This window comes from Rahnella inusitata, from assembly GCF_003263515.1.
GTDB classification, from domain to species: domain Bacteria; phylum Pseudomonadota; class Gammaproteobacteria; order Enterobacterales; family Enterobacteriaceae; genus Rahnella; species Rahnella inusitata.
Genome location: NZ_JYDE01000017.1, coordinates 120,643 through 143,333, shown reverse-complemented (window position 1 = coordinate 143,333; position 22,691 = coordinate 120,643). Strand labels below are relative to the sequence as shown.

The following is a 22,691-nucleotide window of genomic DNA, read 5'->3' as shown; positions in this document are numbered from 1 at the left end:
AGATATTGACAGGTTTGTCGCGCCAGCAACGGCGGACTCCTCAGGCATGGCCCGTAAATTTCTCCCCAAGTTATCCACAAATCTGACCGTTTTGTTCACTTGCCAAAGGGCCATTCAGTCACTATCTTGTCATCAGAAAATAACAAACCCACAATATATTGTGTTTATATCCTGACCAGCACACTAAAGTAGAGTGGTGCTGCCGTGCTGTTTTTCACGGTCAGGTCGGACCCTTTATAAACCTTTGAGGTATCGCCCCGAATGAACCAAAGTCTGCTTGTAACTAAACGTGATGGCCGCACAGAACGCATCAACCTTGATAAAATCCACCGTGTCATTGACTGGGCAGCGGAAGGTCTTCAAAACGTATCAGTTTCTCAAGTAGAACTTCGTTCACACATCCAGTTCTACGACGGGATCAAAACCGCTGATATTCATGAAACTATCATCAAAGCGGCAGCGGATCTGATCTCCAAAGATGCGCCGGATTACCAATATCTGGCCGCGCGTCTGGCGATTTTCCACCTGCGTAAAAAAGCTTACGGTCAGTTCGAGCCGCCTAAGCTGATTGATCAGGTGACCCGCATGGTCGAAATGGGCAAATACGACAAACATCTGCTGGAAGACTACACGGCTGAAGAGTTCGAGCAGATGGACAGTTTTATTGACCACTGGCGTGACATGAATTTCTCTTACGCCGCCGTGAAGCAGCTGGAAGGGAAATATCTGGCGCAGAACCGTGTGACTGGCGATATCTACGAGAGTGCGCAGTTCCTCTATATTCTGGTCGCGGCCTGCCTGTTCTCCGGCTATCCGCGCGACACCCGTCTGGACTACATCAAACGTTTCTACGACGCGATTTCCACCTTCAAAATTTCTCTGCCTACGCCAATTATGTCTGGCGTGCGGACTCCGACCCGTCAGTTCAGCTCCTGCGTACTGATCGAATGTGGCGACAGCCTGGACTCTATCAACGCGACCTCCAGCGCCATCGTGAAATACGTATCCCAGCGTGCCGGTATCGGCATCAACGCCGGTCGCATCCGTGCGCTGGGCAGCCCGATCCGTGGCGGTGAAGCGTTCCACACCGGTTGTATCCCGTTCTACAAGCATTTCCAGACCGCGGTGAAATCCTGCTCTCAGGGCGGCGTTCGTGGCGGTGCAGCGACATTGTTCTACCCGATGTGGCATCTGGAAGTGGAAAGCCTGCTGGTGCTGAAAAACAACCGTGGTGTTGAAGGCAACCGCGTCCGTCATATGGACTACGGCGTGCAAATCAACAAACTGATGTATCAGCGTCTGGTGAAAGGTGGCGACATCACGCTCTTCAGCCCGTCCGACGTACCTGGCCTGTATGATGCGTTCTTCGCCGATCAGGAGGAATTCGAGCGTCTGTATGAAAAATACGAGCAGGACGCGAGCATCCGTAAGCAGAAAGTGAAAGCCGTTGAGCTGTTCTCACTGATGATGCAGGAACGCGCATCCACTGGCCGTATCTATATTCAGCACGTTGACCATTGCAATACGCACAGCCCGTTTGATCCGTCCATCGCGCCGGTTCGCCAGTCTAACCTGTGTCTGGAAATCGCACTGCCAACCAAACCGCTGGACGACGTCAACGACGAAAACGGTGAAATTGCGCTGTGTACGCTGTCTGCCTTCAACCTCGGTGCTATCGAAAGCCTCGACGATCTGGAAGAACTGGCGGTGCTGGCCGTTCGCGCACTCGACGCCCTGCTCGATTATCAGGATTACCCAATCAAAGCCGCTAAACGTGGCGCGATGGGTCGTCGTACCCTGGGTATCGGCGTGATCAACTACGCTTATTATCTGGCGAAAAACGGCGTGCGTTATTCCGACGGCAGCGCCAACAACCTGACGCACAAGACGTTCGAAGCGATCCAGTATTACCTGCTGAAAGCTTCCAACGAACTTGCGAAAGAACAAGGCGCGTGCCAGTGGTTCAACGAAACCACTTATTCACAAGGCATCATGCCGGTGGATACTTACAAGAAAGATCTGGATGCGATTTGCAGCGAACCTCTGCATCTCAACTGGGATAAACTGCGTGAAGATATCAAAACGCACGGTCTGCGTAACTCCACGCTGTCCGCGCTGATGCCTTCTGAGACGTCTTCGCAGATCTCCAATGCCACCAACGGCATCGAGCCACCGCGCGGCCACATCAGCATCAAAGCGTCGAAAGACGGGATCCTGCGTCAGGTGGTGCCAGAGTATGAGCGTCTGAAAGATCAGTACGAACTGCTGTGGGATATGCCTAACAACGACGGTTACCTGCAACTGGTTGGCGTGATGCAAAAATTCATCGACCAGGCGATTTCGTCAAACACCAACTATGACCCGTCACGCTTCCCGAACAGCAAAGTGCCGATGAAGCAGTTGCTGAAAGACTTGCTGACAGCCTACAAATTCGGCGTCAAAACCTTGTACTATCAGAACACCCGCGACGGTGCTGATGATGTGCAGGAAGACATGAAAGCCGATGTGGCTGATGACTGCGAAAGCGGCGCCTGCAAAATCTAATCGTCTGTTTTGATTCATCATTTTAAACAAAGCCCCTTAACAGGGGCTTTTGTCCGAGGACAATATGGCTTATAGCACTTTCTCTCAGAACAAAAATAACCAGCTGCTGGAACCGATGTTTTTCGGTCAGTCCGTCAACGTTGCGCGTTTCGACCAGCAAAAACATGAGATTTTCGAAAAGCTGATCGAAAAGCAGCTGTCCTTTTTCTGGCGTCCGGAAGAGATTGATGTTTCCCGCGACCGTATCGATTTTCAGGCGCTGCCGGATCATGAAAAACACATCTTCCTCAGCAACCTAAAATACCAGACGCTGCTTGATTCCATTCAGGGACGCAGCCCGAACGTCGCGCTTTTACCGCTGATTTCTATTCCTGAGCTGGAAACATGGGTCGAAACCTGGGCCTTTTCAGAAACTATCCATTCACGTTCATACACACACATCATCCGTAACATCGTGAATGATCCGGCGATTGTGTTTGACGACATTGTCACCAACGAAGAGATCCTCAAGCGCGCGAAAGACATCTCCGGCTATTACGATACGTTGATCGAAATGACCAGCTATTACCATCTGCTGGGCGAAGGTACGCATACCGTGAACGGCAAGACCGTCGTGGTGAATCTGCGTGAGCTGAAGAAGAAGCTCTACATCTGTCTGATGAGCGTTAACGCACTTGAAGCCGTGCGTTTCTACGTGAGTTTCGCCTGCTCCTTTGCGTTCGCCGAACGTGAACTGATGGAAGGTAACGCGAAAATCATCAAGATGATTGCACGCGATGAAGCACTGCATCTGACGGGTACCCAGCACGCGCTGAACCTGCTGCGTTCAGGTCAGGATGACCCAGAAATGGTTGAGATCGCTAAAGAGTGCGAGCAGGAATGTCACGATTTGTTCGTGCTGGCGGCACAGCAGGAGAAAGATTGGGCAGAATATCTGTTCAAAGACGGATCGATGATCGGCCTGAACAAAGAAATTTTGTGCCAGTACGTTGAGTACATCACCAACATCCGTATGCAGGCCGTTGGCCTGACCGCACCATTCAAAACGCGCTCTAACCCGATCCCGTGGATTAACGCGTGGCTGGTTTCTGACAATGTGCAGGTCGCCCCGCAGGAAGTGGAAGTGAGTTCCTATCTTGTCGGTCAGATCGATTCAGAAGTTCACGCCGACGACCTGAGTGATTTCGAGCTTTAAATGACGGACAGAACCATCACACTTTCAGCCGATGGCACACAGCTGGTGTGCGAAAGCCGCCATCGCAATCTGCTGGAAGTGTTTGAACATCATAAAGTTGACGTCGAGTATCAGTGTCGTGAAGGCTATTGCGGATCCTGTCGCATGCGGCTGGTCAGCGGTGCGGTGGAGTATAGTGAAAAGCCCCTGGCGTTTATCGCACAGGGCGACGTCCTTCCCTGTTGTTGCCTGCCGGTGGGGGATATAGAAGTGGAGTTTTAGTGGGTTTCGGCACACTGACAGCTTTTACGGCCTGCTCTAAAAACTAATTCAATTTCAGGTAGCGGCGTCGCAAAACCCTGCCGGTTTGCTCCTCCCTCGGCGAGAGGGGGGAGCAAACCGGGCACTGGTTTTAAAGCATTTCAGGGCTTGATTTTGAAATGAGATAACTAGACCTTCTCGACCCGGTCCAGCCAGGGATATTCCGCTACCGGATCCCACCCGTTCAGATACCGCCGCAACATATCCATCCCCACCATCGCGATAGTCTCCTGTCTCAACGTCAACCCGTGCCGCGTCGCGGTATAGCGGATGGTTAACCCGCTGGTTCCTGACGGCGTATGCAGCGCCAGACTGAGCTTGTCGCCGGATAATGCCCCGACGGCCAGTGCCAGCTGTGCACCGCTGGTTTCGGCCAGCGTTTGCGCCCGTGCCAATAAGTTTTCGAGGGATTTTTCCGGGGACGCCTCATCATCTTGTGGCTGGAGTTCGCCGTTGGCAAGCGGAACGCCGGCGCTTTGCAGACGCCAGTTCAGCAGGCCGCCGGTATAACTTTCACTGACCGCCAGACGCAGATTTTGCGTCAGCAGACGTTCGGCCAGGCGATCAGGCAGGCTGCCGAAACCTTCGAAAATGGTACTCTCCCCCGCCACTTCGCGCACACGCTCGAAAATCCGATGCATCGCCACTTCCTGAGAACGCGGGCCAGTGACTTTCAGTTCAATGATCGGCGAAGACGAGCGGTAACCCATCACCACGCCTTCAGGCATCTCGATTTTATCCAGTTCAGTCGCCAGATCGCTTTCGCCACGCCCAAAGGTCGTCAGACGCAAACACAGCGGGGCTTCCAGCGCTGGGAACTGCTTTTGCAGGCGCGGAACGATTTGCTGTTCGACCATGACTTTAAATTCAGAAGGGACGCCCGGCGTGAAGAAAATCTGGCAACGGTTGAGCCTGACGCTGAAACCGCAGGCAGTGCCGACTGGATTGTCCAGCAATTCGGCGTTGGCCGGGATCTGCGCCTGTTTGCGGTTAGACTCGGCCATCGGACGACCGCGTTCGTTGAAGAAAGCCTGCATGGTGGCAATCCATCCGGCATCCTCTGTCAGTTCAACGCCACACGCCATGGCCGCCGCCTGCGCGCTGAGATCATCAGTGGTCGGGCCTAACCCGCCGTTAACGATCAGCACATCGGCAATATGGCTGCGCTCTTTCATGACGTTAACCAGCTCGTCCAGACTGTCACCCACCGTTTCACGGCTGGTCATCGGGAGGCCTTGATCGAACAGATAACTGGCCAGCCAGGCGGCGTTTGAATCCACAATTTGACCGTGAAGAACTTCCTCGCCGGTACTGAGCATCTCAACCCTAAGCATCACTTTCTCCTCTCGTTTTGTCCTTCCACTGTAGAAAGGCTGACGCCGAAACACAATCGCATAGGCACAAAGTGATAGTACAGACGAAAAAAAAGCCTGCTAAGCAGGCTTTATGATTCAGACGTAAACCTTAGAAATTCACTGCGCCGCCGACGTATGCGCCGTCCGCAACGATGTTATCGCGGTTGCCGTCTTTGCCGTCCAGCGCCATGTAGCGATAACCCACGCTCACGGTCACTAACGGAATAGCGGTCAGACGCACGCCCGCGTTCGCTTCTTTGTAGTTACCGATGCCGCTGGAAAGTGAATCCGGGGAATAGTAGTAGTCACCGTATAAGGTGAACATTTTGGCGATTGGGAGTTGCAGTCCGCCGCCAACGGCCGCTGCGTAACCTTCGTCACCGTCTTTCGGATTGGTGTACAAGCCTTTACCGCCAACGGTCGCCATGAAAGGACCCAGTGGAATGTTGTAGCCCAGACCCAGACCCGCAACGTCGCCGTCATCGTCGTTATGGGTGTAATCGCCGGTCAGCGCAAGACCTGGAGAAGTGGTGCCGAAACCGGCGCCCACATGAGTGTAGTGCTCGCCGACTTCACCGTTCACGCTGATAGCGCTCGCAGACGTTGCCGTCAGCAGCATGCCAAGGGCCGCGCCCGCTACAATAACTTTTTTCATCATCATTCCTGAACATTCATACAACAGTGGGGAAATATTTAGTGCGCAGTCTAAATTAATTTGCCGAAAGGTGACATCTTTCAGAGCTTTAAAAATCCCTTAGCTCGCAAATAAAATGTAAAGAAACACATTTATATTCACTATTTCTATTCTCTTAATCAGAACAATAAGCCTTACCTATTTGCCCATGATCAATGTAAGGGTAAACACTAGCCGTTAAGGTAAATTTTCCCATGGAAGGGGGAACGCATGCCTGGATGCAGAAAATTTGCTGTCAGAAGTGATCGTTGATTACGCAATTCACACCCGATCTACGCAATACAAGGAAATGAGGGTTATGGAAAAGAAAGGACTGACCACCGCTGCCGGCGCGCCCGTCGTCGACAATAATAATGTCATTACCGCAGGCCGTCGCGGACCGCTTTTACTCCAGGATGTCTGGTTTCTCGAAAAACTGGCTCACTTTGATCGTGAGGTAATTCCTGAACGTCGTATGCACGCAAAAGGTTCAGGTGCTTACGGGACTTTCACCGTGACCCACGACATTACGAAATACACCCGCGCGAAACTCTTCTCAGAAATCGGGAAGCAAACCGAAATGTTCATCCGTTTCTCCACCGTCGCCGGTGAGCGCGGTGCAGCCGATGCAGAACGTGACATCCGCGGTTTCTCCATGAAGTTCTATACCGAGCAAGGCAACTGGGATTTAGTCGGCAACAACACTCCGGTGTTTTATCTGCGCGATCCGCTGAAATTCCCTGACCTGAACCACGTGGTGAAACGCGACCCGCGCACCAACCTGCGTAACCCGGCCTATAAATGGGATTTCTTCTCGCACCTGCCTGAATCTCTGCATCAGTTGACCATCGACGTCAGCGACCGTGGCCTGCCGACCTCTTATCGTCACATCCACGGTTTTGGCAGTCACACGTTCAGCTTTATCAATGCTGAGAATGAGCGTTTCTGGGTGAAATTCCACTTCCGTTGCCAGCAGGGTATTGAAAACCTGATGGATGACGAAGCAGAGAAACTGGTGGGAACCGATCGTGAAAGTTCTCAGCGTGATTTGTATGACGCCATCGAGCGCGGTGATTTTCCCCGCTGGAAGTTATTCGTGCAAATTATGCCCGAGCATGAAGCCTCTGAACTGCCCTATAATCCGTTCGATCTGACCAAAGTCTGGTTAAAAAGTGATTATCCGCTGATCGAAGTCGGTGAGTTTGAACTGAACCGCAACCCGGAAAACTATTTTGCAGAAGTTGAACAGGTAGCAATGAGCCCGGCAAACGTGGTTCCCGGCATCGGTTTCTCACCTGACCGTATGTTGCAGGGGCGCCTGTTCTCCTACGGCGACGCGCACCGCTACCGTCTGGGCGTAAACCATCACCAGATCCCGGTGAACGCACCGAAATGCCCGTTCCATAACTATCATCGCGACGGCGCAATGCGTGTTGATGGCAACAGCGGCAACGGCGTGACCTACGAGCCAAACAGCGCCGGTCTGTTCCAGGAGCAACCTGATTTCAGCGAACCGCCATTGTCTGTCGAAGGCGCAGCGGATCACTGGAATCACCGCGAAGATGATGATTACTTCACTCAGCCACGTTTGCTGTTCAACCTGTTGTCTGATGAGGAACATCAGCGCATGTTTGGCCGTATTGCCGGTGAACTGAAGCACGCTTCGCCAGAAACACAGAGACGTCAGCTGGACTTGTTCTATAAAGTCGATCCGGCTTACGGAGCGGGCGTTGAGCAGGCGCTGAAAGGCTGATTATTACTGCAATAAACACATCAGGGCCGCATTGCGCGGCCTTTTTTATCTGCATGAAATGAATAATTTAATTCATCCTGCTGCTTTTAAAATGGGCTTATTGGGGGTTAATCCAGAGGGCAATGGCTTTTCTTGATACCTTAATGCCTCCGTTCGTCAGATGCTCAGGCAGCGCACAGTACTTTACTGGTTGCTGAAAACGCGCCAGTTTTTCCTGAATCCATTCAGTAAGGGTGTGAAAATCTAATGTTATTTCGGCATCAAGAACGGCGACGGGCCGCTGGCCGAACTCTTCATCATTCACGGGGATAATGAATGCCTGATGAATTTCAGGGTGTTGCAGCAATATACGTTCGATAGCTTCCGGCTGAATGTTCTCGCCTCCGCAGAAGAAGACGTTATCCAGACGCCCGCCAATATGCAGCTCTTCACCCTGCCATTCTCCACGGTCGCGGGTGCTGAACCAGCCCTCTGCGCCGGGCAATGGCGTGAGTTGGCCGGATTTCCAATACCCTGCCGCCAGACTGCGTGAACGGATCTGCACTTCATTTATCACCAGCCGTACGTCTTTACCTGTCAGCGCCTGTCCGACGCCCGGCGAACCGTCAGCGCGTTTGGCGGTTACCGTCGATGCAGCCTCGGTCATTCCATAACCGCACCAACAACGAATCCCCACGCGTTCAGCCTGTACAGTCAGTTCCTGTGGAATGTGCGCGCCGCCCAACAGGACGTCTTTCAGGCTTGCCGGTAATACAGGCTGCTGAAGCAATCGCCATAATTGTGTCGGCACCAGCGAGGCATGGCTGCACTCCGCCAGCGCGTCATCAAATGATTGCCCGTCGGCAACGACCACCGTGGCACCGGCAGACAGCCAGCGCCAGATAATCCCCTGCCCCGAAACGTGGAACAACGGCAGCGAAAGCAGCCACCGGTCAGCCTGCGTGAAGGGGATAAGCCCCAGTACGCCCTCTGCGCTGGCCAGATGCGCGGCTACGCTGTGCGCGGCGGCTTTCGGTAAGCCGCTCGAGCCTGAGGTCAGCGTCAGAGTAGCGATGCGAGCTGGCTGCCAGTCAGCAACAGGCTCTGAAAAAGCATGATGAAGTGCTAATAAGGGGATGTTAAGGGATAAAGGCACACCGGTAAGATCGACCATAAAATCGATATTCAGCTGTGGCAGCAGTTCATCAAACAGGGTTTGCGGCAGTTGCGGATTCAGCGGCAGCAGGCGCGCACCGGCCTGCAAGAGAGCCAGATAACAGAGCAACGCGTCGGGGGTATTTTTACTGCGCAGCACCACGCCTGAGCCTTCACGCACACCCTGCTGAATAAATCCGCCCGCCAGTAAATCAATGCGGTGGCGTAAATCGCGCCAGCACCAGCTGATTTCCCCTGCTTTAATGGCCACGGCGAACGGCGAACGCGCCGCCCATACGCGCCATGGCCAGTCCGACATCATTGGCTCTGCCACACCACCTCCAGATCAGGTTCGGCAATCACCGGTAATACAGAATCCGGCCAGCGTCGGATCAGCTGTGCCTGCATGAGATCCAGCGTATCCAGTCCCGGCACCGCATCCGGCGTCAGCCATTGTGCGATGCGCGCCAGCTGCGTCAGCCCGAGGCTGGATTCGATAGACGAGCTGATGACAGCCTCCAGCCCGGCGGCGTGCGCCTGAGAAATCAGCTGACGGCAGCGGTTCAGGCTGCCGGTGAGGGTCGGTTTGATGATAATCGCCGCCAGCCCGGTTTCGGCCTGCACGGTGAAACCGGCGTCACGCACGCTTTCGTCCCACGCAATCGCAATGCCGGTAGCGCGGGCAAACTCACGAGACTGTTCACGGGTCTGGCAGGGTTCTTCGATAAAGACAATGCGCGAACGCAGTTCTGGCGCGACGTGGCGGGCAAACCCTTCGGATTTCGCCAGCGTCCAGCTGCGGTTGGCATCGAGACGCAAACGCAGATCCGGCAGCGCTTCCAGCAACATACTGACGTTCAGTCCGTCGCCGACCGATTCGTACAATCCGACTTTCACTTTCGCCAGCTTATCACCCGGCAATGCGCCCAGACGCGCATACAGTTCATTCGGATCGCCATGACACAGCGGCGCACAGCGGGTGCTCAGCACGTCAGGCAGCTCACCGCGCAGCTCCGCATCGGCACAGCTCAGGCCGAATGCCACCGACGGCAAGGCGCTGAACGCTGAAGCAACCGCCGTCAGCGACGCGCCCTGCATCCACTGGCTCAGGCCGTGCTTTACCGCCTCCTGCGCCTGAGTGACATCTTCCGCGCTGAACCCCGGCAGAGGCGCAATTTCACCCCAGCCGGTTTTCTCGTCCTGCCACAGTGAAACCAGCAGCCCGTCGCGGGTTTTCAGTCGCTGATTGCGCAACACCACGCCCGCCTCCATTGGCAGGCTGTACCGGTACACCGTGGCGCGGCGCATTACGGATTCCGCTTAAATTTGCTGAAGTCAGGCTGGCGTTTTTCAACAAACGCGTTGCGGCCTTCCTGACCTTCGTCGGTCATATAGAACAACATCGTGGCGTTACCCGCCAGCTCCTGCAAACCGGCCTGGCCGTCGCAGTCAGCATTTAGCGCGGCCTTCAGGCAACGCAGCGCCATCGGGCTGTTTTCCAGCATCTCACGACACCAGCGTACGGTTTCTTTCTCCAGATCCGCCAGCGGAACCACGGTATTGACCAGCCCCATATCCAGTGCAGCGGCCGCATCGTACTGGCGGCACAGGAACCAGATTTCGCGGGCTTTTTTCTGGCCAACGATGCGTGCCATATACGACGCGCCCCAGCCGCCGTCGAACGAGCCGACTTTCGGGCCGGTCTGCCCAAAGATGGCGTTATCCGCAGCAATGGTCAGATCGCACATCATATGCAGCACATGCCCGCCGCCGATGGAGTAACCGGCGACCATCGCGACAACAGGTTTCGGACAGGTGCGGATCTGGCGCTGGAAATCCAGCACGTTGAGATGATGCACACCGCTGGCATCCTGATAGCCGCCGTAGTCGCCGCGCACTTTCTGATCGCCTCCTGCGCAGAAAGCTTTATCGCCTTCGCCGGTCAGCACGATCACGCCAATACCTTCGTCATAGCGGGCGTCATCAAGCGCGCGGATCATTTCTTTCACGGTCAGCGGACGGAAGGCATTGCGCACCTGAGGACGGTTGATGGTAATTTTAGCGATGCCGTCGGTGGATTTGTGATAGCGAATATCTTCAAAATCTCCGGTGCAATCACGCCATTCGACCGGCGCGTACAGTACTTTTTCATCAGAATAAATCATGCTCAACTTCCTTTAAAACAGGTGAAGTAATGAATGCCAGCGCCTGACGGGCAAATTCCGCCGGATTGTCACGATGGGCGTTATGCCCGGCATTGGCGACGGTGCGCAGTTCGAAACCCGACTGCTGCGCGAGGGTGATAAATTTGGTGTCGGCGCTGCCGCAAAGCCACGCCAGCGGCAGGGAAAGCTGATGCAGCTTCTGACGTAAATCTGGCTGAACCGACAACGACGTGGCGGCAAGCATGGCGGAGACAGTGTGGGGATTATTGTTTTCACGCAGCAGAATCAGCTTTTGGCGCTGCACATCGGTCAGGCTGGCAAACACCGGCTGGCGATACCAGGCGGTGAGCGCCTGCTTCCACGGCAACTGCACGAAGCGCGTTGCCCATTGCTGATCGTGATGACGGCGCTGCGCGCGCTCCGCCTGACAGATCAGCCCCGGATGTGCGCCTTCGACTATTACGCCCATCAGCCCTGCGCTGTCGCCCTGACTGGCGTGATAAAGGCTGATGCGTCCGCCGAGCGAATAGCCAATCAGCCAGTACGACGTAATTCCCTGCTGCTGCAACGTGTCGGTGAGCAGTTGGCTGACGTCGGCAAATCCCGCGGCGGTGAACTCTGCCGAACGGCCATGCCCCGGTAAATCCACCAGCAGACAAGGCCAGCCGGATAATTGTGCCAACAGCGGCTGCCAGTCATCGGCGCTGCCGAGCAGACCGTGCAGAAACACCAGCCACGGACGCCCTTTCACGTCGGTATTCAGGCGCGTACAGGCCAGCGTCATGACTGGCTCGCCTCGCTGACCAGACTGCGCAGACATTCCGCACCATCGGTTTCATTCACTTTCAACTCGACCAGTTTTACCCCACCGTGCTGCCAGCATTGCGTAACCGCATCATGCAGCTCAGTCATGGAGGTCGGGCTGGCGTAATCGAGCCCGAACATCGCCGCGGCGTGCTGAAAATCAACGTTCTGCGGCATGCAGTAGAACTGCTGACGCTCAGCCTCGGGCGTCGGCAGCAGAGAGAAAATCTGCCCCCCGTTGTTGTTCACCACGATGATCACCGTCGGCGCAGAGCACTGACGCATCAACGCCAGCGCGTTCAAATCGTAGAGTGCAGAGATATCGCCGAGCAGCACCAGCGTCGGTTTGCAGGTAGCCCGCTGAACGCCTGCCGCGGTAGAGAGCAGACCGTCGATACCGCTGGCGCCGCGATTGGCGAAAATCGGATACCCGGCGGGCAACTGCGCGAAGGCATCTGCCAGCCGGACGATCAGACTGTTACCGAGAAACAGCTGGCCGTGCTCCGGTAAAAGAGACGGTAATTGCCACGCGGCTGCGGCTTCGCCAAACGTACTTGCGAGATGTAATTCAATGGCGTGACCCGCACGCGCGGCGCACTCATCCAGCTCAGGCGCCCAGTCGGGCTGATGCTGCGCCGGATGCTGAAGCAGAAACGCCGGGACCGGAGTCTGAATACGACGACCGCGATGCTGTGCCGGATCCAGACGCCCCGGCAGTGCATCGATCAGCCAGTATTCTTCTGGCTGGCAGGCTGCCTGCCATTGCAATAACCGTTTACCGGTCAGCCCGCCACCGAACTGCACCACCAGCTGCGCGCGCTCAAGCACGCTTTTCGCCTGCGGTGATGCCAGCCATAAATCGGCGTACGGCAGCGGATTGCCGGTCGCAGCCTGTACGTCACTGATCAACGGCCAGCCGAGCTTATCAGCCCACTGCACCAGCAATTCACTTTCATGCGCGCAAATCCGCCCGGCGATAATCACGCCGCGTTTCTGTCGCCAGGATAACCAGTCTGGCTGCGCGGGAGAATTCTGCACCGGCGCGAAACTCAGCCACGGCTGATGCCCCTGCCACCAGTCGCCTAGCTGCTCCAGCCATTCGGTATATTCGCCGGTATCCTCGCCGTAAAGCGGTTCTGCGAACGGACAGTTAATGTGGACCGCGCCGTGGGTTTGCTGCGCCATCGCGTTGTCGATGGCCGACACCAGCCAGCGCGCGCTGATTTCAGGGGTCGGACGTGGTAAATCCAGCGCCTGCACCGGATAGCTGGCGAACATTCCAGGCTGGCGGATAGCCTGATTGGCGCCGCAGTCAATCAATTCCGGCGGACGGTCGGCGGTCAGCAGAACAAGTTTTTCGCCGGTCAGACTGGCTTCGATCAGTGCCGGATAGAGGTTCGCCACCGCCGTGCCGGAGGTCACTATCACCGCCACCGGCGTGCCGCTGGCTTTCGCCAGACCGAGTGCAAGATGACCGAGGCCGCGTTCGTCAAAATGGGTGTGGCAGATGAGATGCGGATGCGCTGCTGCCGCGAGCGTCAGCGCGGTGGAACGCGAACCCGGCGCAATGCAGACATGCTTAACCTGATGGCGTGTCAGCGACTCAAGGATCAGCGTCGCCCAGCGGCGATTGAAGACGGCAACGGACATGAATGACTCTCCCGGCAACGGATTATCCGGCCTGAACGACAGGCGTGTAGTGTTCTTCCAGTAAAGTCCGCAATCCTGCGGCTTTATTTTCGATCTCCTGCCATTCCTGTGCAGCATCGGAACCGGCGACAATTCCTGCGCCCGCGAAGAGTTCCAGATGATGTCCTTTCACCGCCGCTGAACGCAGCGCCACGGTAAATTCGCTTTGTTCATTGCTCAGATACCCGGCGGAACCGGCGTACCACTGGCGGTCAAAAGGTTCATGCTCGGCGATAAATTTACGCGCCGCCTGACGCGGTAATCCGGCCACGGCGGCGGTAGGTTGCAGACGTTGCAAACATCCCGCATCGTCTGCGTCAGTCAGTTCACCGTGGATGCTACGGCGCAGATGCTGCACTTTGCGCAGTCGCAGGATTTCAGCGGGCATCACATCCAGAGAGTGAGCCCCGCCCTGCAAACGCTGGCAAATATCATCGACCACCAGCAGGTTTTCACGCTGATTTTTTCCGTCGCTGAGCAGCCATTCGCCGAGTTCATGGGCTTTCTGATTATCAGAATGATTAGCTACCGTGCCGGCCAGCGCCTCGGTGAAAAGCTCGGTGTGATCGCGCAGAAAAAGACGTTCCGGGCTGGAACCAAGAAACGCCTGTTGCGGCGTGAAAGCCAGCATAAAATGATAGCAATGATGATTCACCGCGCGGCTTGCGGCGAGGAACGCGCAGGCATTCAGCGGCTGACTGAGCGTCAAAGTGGTTTTGCGCGCCAGCACGACTTTGTCAAACCTCTGCTGTTCGATACTTTTCAGTGCGCGGGTAATAAGCTGGTTCCATTGCGGCTCTGCGGGTAAATGCTGGTGCTGAACGACGCGGGAAGTGATGGGCGGTAACGCGCGACTGGCGACCAGCGAACGGAGGAACAATCGCGTGCGGTGCGCTTCTTCATGCAGCGAAACCGCGCTGAATAACGTGCAGCGCAGCCAGTAAGTGTTGCCAAGTCGGCAGAGTTCGATGCGCGGCAAAAACAGCGCATTTGCGGGGACGTCAGAAGAGTCAGCACCGTTGAAGGCATTGAGGCCCCAGATGTGCAGATCGGAAATGTCCTGATGCTGGCGGATAAATTCCTGAGCCCGCTGCATATCGCCGAAAGAACAGCAATCGCCGCAGACGGCGGCTTCTTCGTGGCCGTCGCGCTGTTGCCAATAGAATTTCGGGTAGCAGGGTTGCGCTGACAACCATTCAAGCAGACCCGTATCAGGCTGTTTTTGCAGGGAATAACTGAGCTGCCGGATGCCCGGCGCGTCAGGCCATTCGCCTGCGAGCGCTGTATCAAGCTGGTCAATGATTGCTGAGATTTGTTTCACCGCTACCTCGGGCCATACCGGATGTTTTGTGACGGGCAGAAATGCCCTTCTGGATCAAAAAACGGGTTGGATCAATTACGGATGAATTATGCGGCGTTACGAAAAATGAAAATATGCGACAGATCAAGCTGCAGTGAGTGCAGTCAGATAGGAAGGAGTATAGGAGGAGAAAAAAGGATTATCCAAGCGAGAAAAACGAAAAAAACAAGGGCAGCCATAAGCTGCCCTGCGGTATTGTTTTTACATGGTGCTATCTGGTAATCAGTCTGCGGTTTAGCGGCGCAACAACAGGCCGACAACTAAACCTACCGCAGCGCCGACACCCACGCCGTGCCACGGATTTTCACGCACATAGCTGTCGGTTTGCTCGGCAACGTCACGAGCTTTGCGGCAGTATGAACGGGCTTTCGGATCAAGACGGGATTTGATGTCTTTCAGCGCGTCTTCTGCGCGGGTCTTGATTTCAACGTATTTATCGTCAGCTTTATCACCGGAAGATTTCAGCACTTCTTCCAGCGTTTCAGTCAGCATGCGTAAATCGTCATCTAACGAATTCTGCTGTGCTTCAAATTGGTCAGCCATGGTTATCTCCTTATGATGTGATCGTTCACTTGCCTTTAACCCTAGCGCAGATCGGGATGAATTGCCTGTGAGATTTCACATAAACTTCCATAAAAACGGGGTTTTAAGAACCTTCCGAGCCTTTTGCCTGACCGAGTGCGTGCGTATTTTTCGCGTCCAGCAGCTGCTTCTCGCGCTGTTTCGCCAGCCATAATCCGCTGTTTTTCATCGCGTATCCGAAAACCAGTCCAACCAGCAATGAGATGACCACCAAACGCCAGTGGCCCTGTGCCGCAAATGTCGCACAAGCGCCAATGAATGTGCCAGGCACAAACGCCAGCCACTGCTGGCGTGCCTGAATGCACATCAGGAACGCCACGACGCCGGTCAGCATGTAACCCAGAATGCTCCACTCGGGTCGAATAGCGCTGCCCGCGATGATGACCACAGCCCAGAAGACGCCGCTCATGCAGGTCAGCGTGCTGATCGCCAGTCCGCGCAGGCCGCCCTGAGGGCAGGCGAAATAGGCCGTGCAACCGAGGAATCCCGCCCAGCCGATCAGACCCAGGCTGATAGCCACCCAGCCCCAGATACCAGAGAGGATCCCGGTAGTGATCGCGATCATTACTAAAACATTCATGGTTTAAAACCTGCGCAAATTTGGACAAGCGCGAAGTGTACTCATTGGCGGGAAGAATGGAATGGGCGAGATCACAAATTGAATGTAATTTTATGCTGAACGTACATATAAATGTGATTTAAGTCACACTAATGAGCATTATTGACTAAAAAAGCCGCTCAGGTGAGCGGCTTTATCATGCATTGCACTCTTGATCAGAGCATCGGTTGTGCCATCTGAACCAGCGTGATCAGCGGTTGCGGGAAGATACCCAGCAACAGCACGAGAATCGCGGAAATCAGTACCACGACGCCGCCAGCCGTTAACGCCCAGTTATTCGGTGTGTCACGAACCAGCGTTTCCGGCGCACTGAGGTACAGACTCACGGTCACACGCAGATAGTAGTAAAGACCAATAGCCGAACCTACGACGACTGCACCGGTCAGCCACCACAGATGCGCGGTCACACCGGTAGCAATCACGTAGAACTTACCAATAAAGCCAAGGGTCATCGGGATACCGGCCAGTGACAACATCATCACGGTCATGACCGCAGACAGAATCGGCTTGTGCCAGAACAGACCGCGGTAGGAGAACAGTGATTCTGCGTCCGGGCCTTTGTACGGGCTGGACATCAGACTGACCACACCGAACGCACCGAGGCTGCTGAACAGATAACCGGCCAGATACACACCGACGGTTTCCATCGACAGCTGATGGGTTTGCACCGCAATCAGCGCCACCAGCAAGTAGCCGAGGTGTGCGATGGAGGAGTAACCGAGCAGGCGTTTAATGTTGTTCTGACTGATCGCCATGATGTTACCGACCAGAATCGAGCAGAAGGCAATAATGCCCAGCACGATACGAATCGCTTCGCTGTCGGCCACCGGTGCGTACAGGAACAGACGCATGACCACGGCAAAGATGGCAATCTTGCTGGCGGTGGCCAGGAAGGTCGATACCGGTGCAGGTGCGCCCTGATACACATCGGGTGTCCACAGGTGGAATGGAACCAGCGACAGCTTGAAGCCCAGACCGACGATCATCATACCGAGGCCCGCCAGCAACAGCGGCTGGTGTAACATCACGCCATCTGCCAGGTTTTTACCCAGCGCCGCGAAGGACAAATCCCCTGACTGTGCGTACAGAAGCGCCATACCGAACAACAGGAAAGATGATGCGGCAGCAGACAGCAGCATGTATTTGATGGCTGCTTCCAGTGAGCGTTTCTGGCGGTAGGCATAACCAATCAGACCAAACAATGGCAGGGAAATCAGTTCGATTCCGAGGAACATTGACGCCAGATGGTTAGAGCATGCCAGCAGAATGCCGCCCATGGCCGCGATGAGCACTAACAGATAGAACTCTTCGCGGTTGTCCGGATAACCGGCCAGCCACGGGTAGGCAAATGTGCTGGTTGCCAGACTCGCCAGCAATACCAGCCCGATGTAAAACATCGAGTAACCGTCAATACGCAGCAGCGGCGTGACGTCCTGCGGCCCGGCCTGCCCGACGTAGTACAGGGAAAGTAAGGCAACGTTCAGCCCGATGACTGTCAGTGTGGCATTAAGAAAATGGTCGCGTCGCCACGCAATGGACAGCATCACCACCACCACCGTCAATCCGACGATCATCAGCGGTAATAGTGCGATCAGATTTTGAAGTGTAAATGTCATGGCGAGTTACGGCCTTGTCGTTGAAATAGTGGAAACTGATGACCCGAACCAGTGCTGAATGTTGGTCATCGCTGCACTTGAAGTATCGAGGATTGGCTGCGGATACAGACCCAACGCCACCAGCAATACAACGAGTAACAGAATGATCGACAATTCGCGTGCGGTCATGCCTGGCAGCGGCTGGTCAGACTTCGCTTTACCGTAGTAAGCGCGCTGCATCATCACCAGGGAATACACCGAGGCAAATACCAGACCGAAGGTCGAGATGACAGCGATCACCGGTACAACCGGGAAGCTGCCAAACAGGATCATGATTTCACCCACAAAGTTACCGGTACCCGGCATCCCTAAGGTCGCCACGGCAAAGAACAGTGACAACGCTGGCAGGTATTTTATGCGTCCCCACAGTCCGCCCATCTGGCGCATATCGCGGGTATGCAGACGCTCGTATAGCTGACCACAGATGATGAACATACCGGCTGCGGACAGACCGTGTGCAATCATTTGAATCACTGCGCCCTGGTACGCCAGCTGGCTGCCGGTGTAGATAGCAATCAACACGAAGCCCATGTGCGAGACAGACGTGTAAGCAATCAGACGTTTGATATCAGTCTGCGCAAAGGCCATCCACGCACCGTAGAAGATACCAATCACACCCAGCCACATAGCAATCGGGGCGAATTCATGCGAAGCGTTAGGGAACAGCGGCAGACAGAAACGCAACATCCCGTAAGCAGCGGTTTTCAGCAAAATACCCGCTAAGTCAACGGAACCTGCAGTTGGCGCCTGACTGTGCGCATCTGGCAACCAACCGTGCAACGGTACCACCGGCATTTTCACCGCAAAGGCGATGAAGAAGCCCAGCATCAGCAGATATTCAACATTATTCGACATCGGCGTTTTCAGCAGATCAGCGTAGTTGAATGTCCAGATACCGGTCGCGTTGTAGTGCACGAACACCAGACCGAGGATTGCAATCAGCATGACCAGACCGCTGGACTGCGTATAGATGAAGAACTTGGTTGCTGCGCTGATACGCGTTTTACCGTCTGACGCTTTGTGACCCCACAGAGCAATCAGGAAGTACATCGGCACCAACATCATTTCCCAGAAGAAGAAGAACAGGAACAAGTCGATGGCAAGGAACACGCCGATAACGCCGCCGAGGATCCACAGCAGGTTCAGGTGGAAGAAACCCTGATACTTCTGGATTTCACGCCACGAACAGAGGATCGCCAGTACGCCGAGCAAACCCGTCAGTACAACCATCAGCAGGGACAAACCGTCCAGTGCCAGATGGAAGCTGATACCAAAGCGAGGGATCCACGGCACCGAGTACTCGGATTGCCACTGTGGAATGCCCGCAGGTGATGTTAATGAGTATCCTCCCTGCAACCACAATTGCACGGAAAGAGCCAGCGTCAGCCCCATCGCAATCAACGCGATCCAGCGCGGTACTTTGCTCCCAAAGCGCTCAGTCTGCCAGCACAGCAGCCCGCCGATAAAGGGGATAAATATTAGCCAAGGTAATAGCATGGCGTGTCGTTCCCTTCTTTTATGCCCGTAGGCTATTTCACTTGCCGGCGGTCAGACAGACAAACCGGCATTGATAATGACACTCGTAAGACAGGCTTAAATCACCAGCAGCAGTGCAAGTACTACCACTGCACCCAGCCCCATCGACGCGACGTACCAGCGGACCATACCGTTTTCGCTGAGGGTCAGACCGCGGTTACCCAGACGGGTAAAGATCGCAGGCAGATTCATCATCGAGTTCAGCGGGTCACGCTGCAGGAGTTTCGCGATAGCCAGATACGGTTTCACGAAAATCATGTCGTACAGCCAGTCGAAGCCCCAGGCGTGGAACCACCAGGTCGTGAAGAAACGGCCCGGGGCACTTTTCGCGATGCTGTTGACCAGCGAGCGTTTACCCAGGTACAGGGCCGCCGCCAGCAGAATACCGGCAATCGCAATCACGCCTGACGTGATTTCCAGGGTCAGCACGCTGCCATGCGCCAGCTCAGTGGTTTCCGGCAGTACGCCTTGCAGTGGCGGAACAATCATTGCGCCAATGAAGGTGGACAGAACCAGTAACACCAGCAGCGGCAGGTGGTGAGTGATGCCTTTACCGGCATGAGCTTTGATTTTTTCTTCGCCGTGGAACACGATGAAAATCATGCGGAAGGTGTACAGCGAGGTCATAAACGCACCGACCAGACCGGCAACCATCAGATTGAGATGACCGTTAGCCAGCGCACCGGCAAGGATTTCATCTTTACTGAAGAAACCTGCGGTAATGATTGGCAAGGCAGACAACGCCGCACCACCGACCAGGAAGCAGACATACACCAGCGGAATGGATTTACGCAATCCACCCATCTTGAAGATGTTCTGTTCGTGGTGGCAGGCCAAAATGACCGAGCCGGAAGAAAGGAACAACAGTGCTTTAAAGAACGCGTGCGTCATCAGGTGGAAGATCGCTGCATCCCACGCCTGAACGCCCAACGCCAGGAACATGTAACCAATCTGGCTCATGGTCGAGTAAGCAAGTACGCGTTTGATGTCGGTTTGCACCAGCGCGGCAAAACCCGCCAGCACTAACGTAACGGCACCGATAATGCCCACCAGATGCAGTACTTCCGGCGCCATCAGGAACAGGCCGTGTGTACGTGCAATCAGATAAACACCGGCGGTCACCATGGTCGCGGCGTGGATCAGCGCGGAAACCGGTGTCGGACCGGCCATGGCGTCTGCCAGCCAGGTCTGCAACGGCAACTGTGCGGATTTACCCACTGCGCCACCCAGTAACATCAGGGTTGCCCAGGTAATTGCCGTATCGCCGACCGCCAGTTTCTGTGGTGCCAGCACCATCAGTTCACGAATGTTCAGCGTACCGAGCTCGCGGTAAAGGATGAACAGTGCGAACGCCAGGAACACGTCACCAACGCGAGTCACAATGAAGGCTTTCATTGCTGCCGCGCCGTTAGCCGGATTGGTGTAATAGAAACCGATCAGCAGGTAGCTGCACAGGCCTACACCTTCCCAACCGAGATACATCAGCAGTAAGTTGTCTGCCAGTACCAGAATCACCATGCTGGCGATAAACAGGTTGGTGTAAGCGAAGAAGCGAGAGTAGCCCTCTTCACCGCGCATGTACCAGGATGCGAACATGTGGATGAAGAAGCCGACGCCGGTAACCACGGAAAGCATGGTCATCGACAAACCGTCGAGGGTTAGCGTTGCGGAGATATTGAAATCCCCGACCTGCATCCAGTTCCACAATGTCTGGTTGAAAACCTCAACGCCCGCCGCTTTCTGGCTAAGGAAGTTGATGCCCACATACACGGTGGTCAATGCTGCAAGACCAATCGAACCCACGCCAACCGTAGCCGACGTATTTTCAGACCAGCGACCGCGTGAGAAGGCCAGTAACAGGAAGCCAATCAGCGGGAACAGAATAGTTAAATAGAGTAAGTTCATCCGCGCATCTCACTGACAGTATCAATATTCAGGGTGTGGCGACGGCGATACAGTTGCAGCAGCAACGCCAGACCAATACTGGCCTCCGCCGCAGCCAGGCTGATTGCCAGGATGTACATCACCTGACCGTCTGCCTGACCCCAATAGCTTCCTGCCACAATGAACGCCAGCGCCGCTGCATTGATCATCACTTCCAGACTGATCAGCATAAACAGCAGGTTACGACGAACAAGCAGTCCGGTCAGACCCAACACAAAGAGGATCGCGGCCAGGATCAGGCCATGTTGTAGAGGGATCATGCTCTCTCCTCCGTTTTTCTTTTCGCCATTTCCGTCGTGGCCGGTGCGTCACCAAAGACTTCACCCGCTTTATGTTCACGACCAATGTGGAACGCTACGACCAGACCGGCCAGCAGCAGCATTGACGCCAGTTCAACCGCCAGAACGTAAGGACCAAACAGCGCGATGCCGACCGCTTTCGCGTCAACCATGTCACCTTTGATACCGTGATCGTGCAGACCCACGATAGAGGCGATCATTACGCCCAGCAGCACCACGGCCAGAATCGATGGCCCGATCCAGGTCGAAGGCTGTAACCATGCGCGTTCCTGTTCCTGGACGTTGCCAAGGTTCAGCATCATCACCACGAACACAAACAGCACCATGATGGCCCCGGCGTAGACGATGATCTCCAGCGCACCGGCGAAATAGGCGCCGAGCGAGAAGAACACCGCCGCAATCGCCAGCAAAGAGACGATCAGATACAGCAGTGCATGTACCGGGTTGGTGTGCGTGATAACACGCAATGTCGCCAACACGGCCACCAGGGCTGCAATATAAAATGCAAATTCCATGCTTGCGGCTCCTTAGGGCAACAGACCTTTGACGTTGATCGGTTTGGCTTCGTTTTCCGCATCGCCTTTCGGCTTGCCGTCAACGGCCATACCGGACATCCGGTAGAAGTTATATTCCGGATACTTACCCGGTCCAGAGATCAACAAATCTTCTTTTTCGTACACCAGATCCTGGCGCTTGAATTCACCCATTTCGAAGTCCGGCGTCAGCTGAATCGCTGTTGTCGGGCAAGCTTCTTCACACAGACCGCAAAAGATGCAGCGTGAGAAGTTGATGCGGAAGAATTCCGGATACCAGCGGCCATCTTTATGTTCTGCTTTTTGCAGAGAAATACAGCCTACCGGACAGGCTACCGCACACAGGTTACAGGCAACGCAGCGCTCTTCACCGTCGGGGTCGCGCGTCAGCACGATACGACCACGGTAACGCGGAGGTGGATTGACCGGTACTTCCGGGTACATCTGGGTTTCGCGCTTGGCGAAGGCATGCAAGCCTATCATCCACAAGCTACGAACCTGGGTCCCGAACCCGACCACTAAGTCTTTCAATGTCATGGTTTCATCACCCC

At 55.1% G+C, this 22,691-nt stretch carries 20 protein-coding genes; 4 read left to right on the top strand and 16 right to left on the bottom strand.

The genetic code is table 11. From position 1 onward, the window contains the following. Positions 1 to 261: 261 nt before the first annotated feature. From nrdA to yfaE, 3 genes are all read left to right on the top strand, one after another. Positions 262 to 2,544 (top strand): class 1a ribonucleoside-diphosphate reductase subunit alpha, encoded by a 2,283-nt coding sequence (gene nrdA / locus TU92_RS10595; protein ID WP_112166944.1) that lies wholly within the window; start codon positions 262 to 264, stop codon positions 2,542 to 2,544. A 64-nt stretch (positions 2,545 to 2,608) separates the two neighbouring features. Then, positions 2,609 to 3,739: a class Ia ribonucleoside-diphosphate reductase subunit beta gene (gene nrdB / locus TU92_RS10590; protein WP_112166943.1), complete on the top strand. Its 1,131-nt coding sequence runs from the start codon at positions 2,609 to 2,611 to the stop codon at positions 3,737 to 3,739. Further along, positions 3,740 to 4,000, top strand: a complete 261-nt coding sequence (gene yfaE / locus TU92_RS10585) for a class I ribonucleotide reductase maintenance protein YfaE (protein WP_112166942.1) — start codon at positions 3,740 to 3,742, stop codon at positions 3,998 to 4,000. Between the two features lie 167 nt (positions 4,001 to 4,167). Here the strand turns inward: yfaE and TU92_RS10580 are convergent, their stop codons facing one another. Together TU92_RS10580 and TU92_RS10575 are read right to left on the bottom strand one after the other, a co-directional pair. Beyond that, on the bottom strand, positions 4,168 to 5,373 hold the full coding sequence (locus TU92_RS10580) for a nicotinamide mononucleotide deamidase-related protein YfaY (RefSeq protein WP_112166941.1): 1,206 nt from the start codon (positions 5,371 to 5,373) through the stop codon (positions 4,168 to 4,170). A gap of 130 nt (positions 5,374 to 5,503) precedes the next feature. Further along, a complete protein-coding gene (locus TU92_RS10575) occupies positions 5,504 to 6,049 on the bottom strand; it encodes a YfaZ family outer membrane protein (protein WP_112166940.1) in 546 nt (181 codons plus the stop codon). A gap of 337 nt (positions 6,050 to 6,386) precedes the next feature. Here TU92_RS10575 and TU92_RS10570 point away from each other — a divergent pair, with 337 nt between their 5' ends. Next, positions 6,387 to 7,820 (top strand): catalase, encoded by a 1,434-nt coding sequence (locus tag TU92_RS10570; RefSeq protein WP_112166939.1) that lies wholly within the window; start codon positions 6,387 to 6,389, stop codon positions 7,818 to 7,820. Between the two features lie 97 nt (positions 7,821 to 7,917). On the opposite strand, the gene menE is transcribed toward TU92_RS10570, so the two are convergent. The 14 genes from menE to nuoI all read right to left on the bottom strand — a co-directional run bounded on the left by menE (position 7,918) and on the right by nuoI (position 22,677). Beyond that, positions 7,918 to 9,288 carry an o-succinylbenzoate--CoA ligase gene (gene menE, locus TU92_RS10565; protein WP_112166938.1) on the bottom strand — a complete coding sequence of 457 codons (1,371 nt, stop codon included), beginning with the start codon at positions 9,286 to 9,288 and terminating at the stop codon, positions 7,918 to 7,920. Next, positions 9,273 to 10,262, bottom strand: a complete 990-nt coding sequence (menC, locus tag TU92_RS10560; RefSeq protein WP_112166937.1) for an o-succinylbenzoate synthase — start codon at positions 10,260 to 10,262, stop codon at positions 9,273 to 9,275. Before menC ends, menE begins: the two co-directional genes overlap by 16 nt. Then, on the bottom strand, positions 10,262 to 11,119 hold the full coding sequence (gene menB, locus TU92_RS10555) for a 1,4-dihydroxy-2-naphthoyl-CoA synthase (protein ID WP_112166936.1): 858 nt from the start codon (positions 11,117 to 11,119) through the stop codon (positions 10,262 to 10,264). Before menB ends, menC begins: the two co-directional genes overlap by 1 nt. Next, positions 11,106 to 11,903, bottom strand: coding sequence for a 2-succinyl-6-hydroxy-2,4-cyclohexadiene-1-carboxylate synthase (gene menH, locus TU92_RS10550; protein WP_112166935.1), 798 nt, complete (start codon positions 11,901 to 11,903; stop codon positions 11,106 to 11,108). The genes menB and menH overlap by 14 nt, the downstream gene beginning before the upstream one ends. Then, on the bottom strand, positions 11,900 to 13,573 hold the full coding sequence (gene menD / locus TU92_RS10545; protein ID WP_112166934.1) for a 2-succinyl-5-enolpyruvyl-6-hydroxy-3-cyclohexene-1-carboxylic-acid synthase: 1,674 nt from the start codon (positions 13,571 to 13,573) through the stop codon (positions 11,900 to 11,902). The genes menH and menD overlap by 4 nt, the downstream gene beginning before the upstream one ends. 22 nt (positions 13,574 to 13,595) lie before the next feature. Then, positions 13,596 to 14,933: an isochorismate synthase MenF gene (gene menF / locus TU92_RS10540; RefSeq protein ID WP_112166933.1), complete on the bottom strand. Its 1,338-nt coding sequence runs from the start codon at positions 14,931 to 14,933 to the stop codon at positions 13,596 to 13,598. A 273-nt stretch (positions 14,934 to 15,206) separates the two neighbouring features. After that, positions 15,207 to 15,515 (bottom strand): DUF883 family protein, encoded by a 309-nt coding sequence (locus TU92_RS10535; protein WP_112166932.1) that lies wholly within the window; start codon positions 15,513 to 15,515, stop codon positions 15,207 to 15,209. A 103-nt stretch (positions 15,516 to 15,618) separates the two neighbouring features. Continuing rightward, positions 15,619 to 16,134 carry a DUF1097 domain-containing protein gene (locus tag TU92_RS10530; protein WP_112166931.1) on the bottom strand — a complete coding sequence of 172 codons (516 nt, stop codon included), beginning with the start codon at positions 16,132 to 16,134 and terminating at the stop codon, positions 15,619 to 15,621. Positions 16,135 to 16,328: 194 nt separating this feature from the next. Continuing rightward, positions 16,329 to 17,789 carry an NADH-quinone oxidoreductase subunit NuoN gene (gene nuoN, locus TU92_RS10525; protein ID WP_112166930.1) on the bottom strand — a complete coding sequence of 487 codons (1,461 nt, stop codon included), beginning with the start codon at positions 17,787 to 17,789 and terminating at the stop codon, positions 16,329 to 16,331. 6 nt (positions 17,790 to 17,795) lie between these two features. After that, positions 17,796 to 19,325: an NADH-quinone oxidoreductase subunit M gene (nuoM, locus tag TU92_RS10520; RefSeq protein WP_112166929.1), complete on the bottom strand. Its 1,530-nt coding sequence runs from the start codon at positions 19,323 to 19,325 to the stop codon at positions 17,796 to 17,798. 96 nt (positions 19,326 to 19,421) lie between these two features. After that, positions 19,422 to 21,269 carry an NADH-quinone oxidoreductase subunit L gene (gene nuoL, locus TU92_RS10515; RefSeq protein WP_112166927.1) on the bottom strand — a complete coding sequence of 616 codons (1,848 nt, stop codon included), beginning with the start codon at positions 21,267 to 21,269 and terminating at the stop codon, positions 19,422 to 19,424. After that, positions 21,266 to 21,568 (bottom strand): NADH-quinone oxidoreductase subunit NuoK, encoded by a 303-nt coding sequence (gene nuoK, locus TU92_RS10510; RefSeq protein ID WP_004936014.1) that lies wholly within the window; start codon positions 21,566 to 21,568, stop codon positions 21,266 to 21,268. The genes nuoL and nuoK overlap by 4 nt, the downstream gene beginning before the upstream one ends. Continuing rightward, positions 21,565 to 22,122 carry an NADH-quinone oxidoreductase subunit J gene (gene nuoJ, locus TU92_RS10505; RefSeq protein ID WP_112166925.1) on the bottom strand — a complete coding sequence of 186 codons (558 nt, stop codon included), beginning with the start codon at positions 22,120 to 22,122 and terminating at the stop codon, positions 21,565 to 21,567. The genes nuoK and nuoJ overlap by 4 nt, the downstream gene beginning before the upstream one ends. Before the next feature lie 12 nt (positions 22,123 to 22,134). After that, on the bottom strand, positions 22,135 to 22,677 hold the full coding sequence (gene nuoI / locus TU92_RS10500; protein WP_112166923.1) for an NADH-quinone oxidoreductase subunit NuoI: 543 nt from the start codon (positions 22,675 to 22,677) through the stop codon (positions 22,135 to 22,137). Between the last annotated feature and the right edge of the window lie 14 nt (positions 22,678 to 22,691).

What these genes read in the sequence shown, in the direction of transcription:
- menC (WP_112166937.1), bottom strand. Translation starts at nt 10,262, where the DNA reads ATGCGCCGCGCCACGGTGTACCGGTACAGCCTGCCAATGGAGGCGGGC.
- menD (WP_112166934.1), bottom strand. Translation starts at nt 13,573, where the DNA reads ATGTCCGTTGCCGTCTTCAATCGCCGCTGGGCGACGCTGATCCTTGAG.
- TU92_RS10575 (WP_112166940.1), bottom strand. Translation starts at nt 6,049, where the DNA reads ATGAAAAAAGTTATTGTAGCGGGCGCGGCCCTTGGCATGCTGCTGACG.
- yfaE (WP_112166942.1), top strand. Translation starts at nt 3,740, where the DNA reads ATGACGGACAGAACCATCACACTTTCAGCCGATGGCACACAGCTGGTG.
- nuoL (WP_112166927.1), bottom strand. Translation starts at nt 21,269, where the DNA reads ATGAACTTACTCTATTTAACTATTCTGTTCCCGCTGATTGGCTTCCTG.
- menH (WP_112166935.1), bottom strand. Translation starts at nt 11,903, where the DNA reads ATGACGCTGGCCTGTACGCGCCTGAATACCGACGTGAAAGGGCGTCCG.
- nrdB (WP_112166943.1), top strand. Translation starts at nt 2,609, where the DNA reads ATGGCTTATAGCACTTTCTCTCAGAACAAAAATAACCAGCTGCTGGAA.
- nuoJ (WP_112166925.1), bottom strand. Translation starts at nt 22,122, where the DNA reads ATGGAATTTGCATTTTATATTGCAGCCCTGGTGGCCGTGTTGGCGACA.
- TU92_RS10530 (WP_112166931.1), bottom strand. Translation starts at nt 16,134, where the DNA reads ATGAATGTTTTAGTAATGATCGCGATCACTACCGGGATCCTCTCTGGT.
- menB (WP_112166936.1), bottom strand. Translation starts at nt 11,119, where the DNA reads ATGATTTATTCTGATGAAAAAGTACTGTACGCGCCGGTCGAATGGCGT.
- TU92_RS10580 (WP_112166941.1), bottom strand. Translation starts at nt 5,373, where the DNA reads ATGCTTAGGGTTGAGATGCTCAGTACCGGCGAGGAAGTTCTTCACGGT.
- TU92_RS10570 (WP_112166939.1), top strand. Translation starts at nt 6,387, where the DNA reads ATGGAAAAGAAAGGACTGACCACCGCTGCCGGCGCGCCCGTCGTCGAC.
- nuoK (WP_004936014.1), bottom strand. Translation starts at nt 21,568, where the DNA reads ATGATCCCTCTACAACATGGCCTGATCCTGGCCGCGATCCTCTTTGTG.
- nrdA (WP_112166944.1), top strand. Translation starts at nt 262, where the DNA reads ATGAACCAAAGTCTGCTTGTAACTAAACGTGATGGCCGCACAGAACGC.
- nuoI (WP_112166923.1), bottom strand. Translation starts at nt 22,677, where the DNA reads ATGACATTGAAAGACTTAGTGGTCGGGTTCGGGACCCAGGTTCGTAGC.
- nuoN (WP_112166930.1), bottom strand. Translation starts at nt 17,789, where the DNA reads ATGACATTTACACTTCAAAATCTGATCGCACTATTACCGCTGATGATC.
- TU92_RS10535 (WP_112166932.1), bottom strand. Translation starts at nt 15,515, where the DNA reads ATGGCTGACCAATTTGAAGCACAGCAGAATTCGTTAGATGACGATTTA.
- nuoM (WP_112166929.1), bottom strand. Translation starts at nt 19,325, where the DNA reads ATGCTATTACCTTGGCTAATATTTATCCCCTTTATCGGCGGGCTGCTG.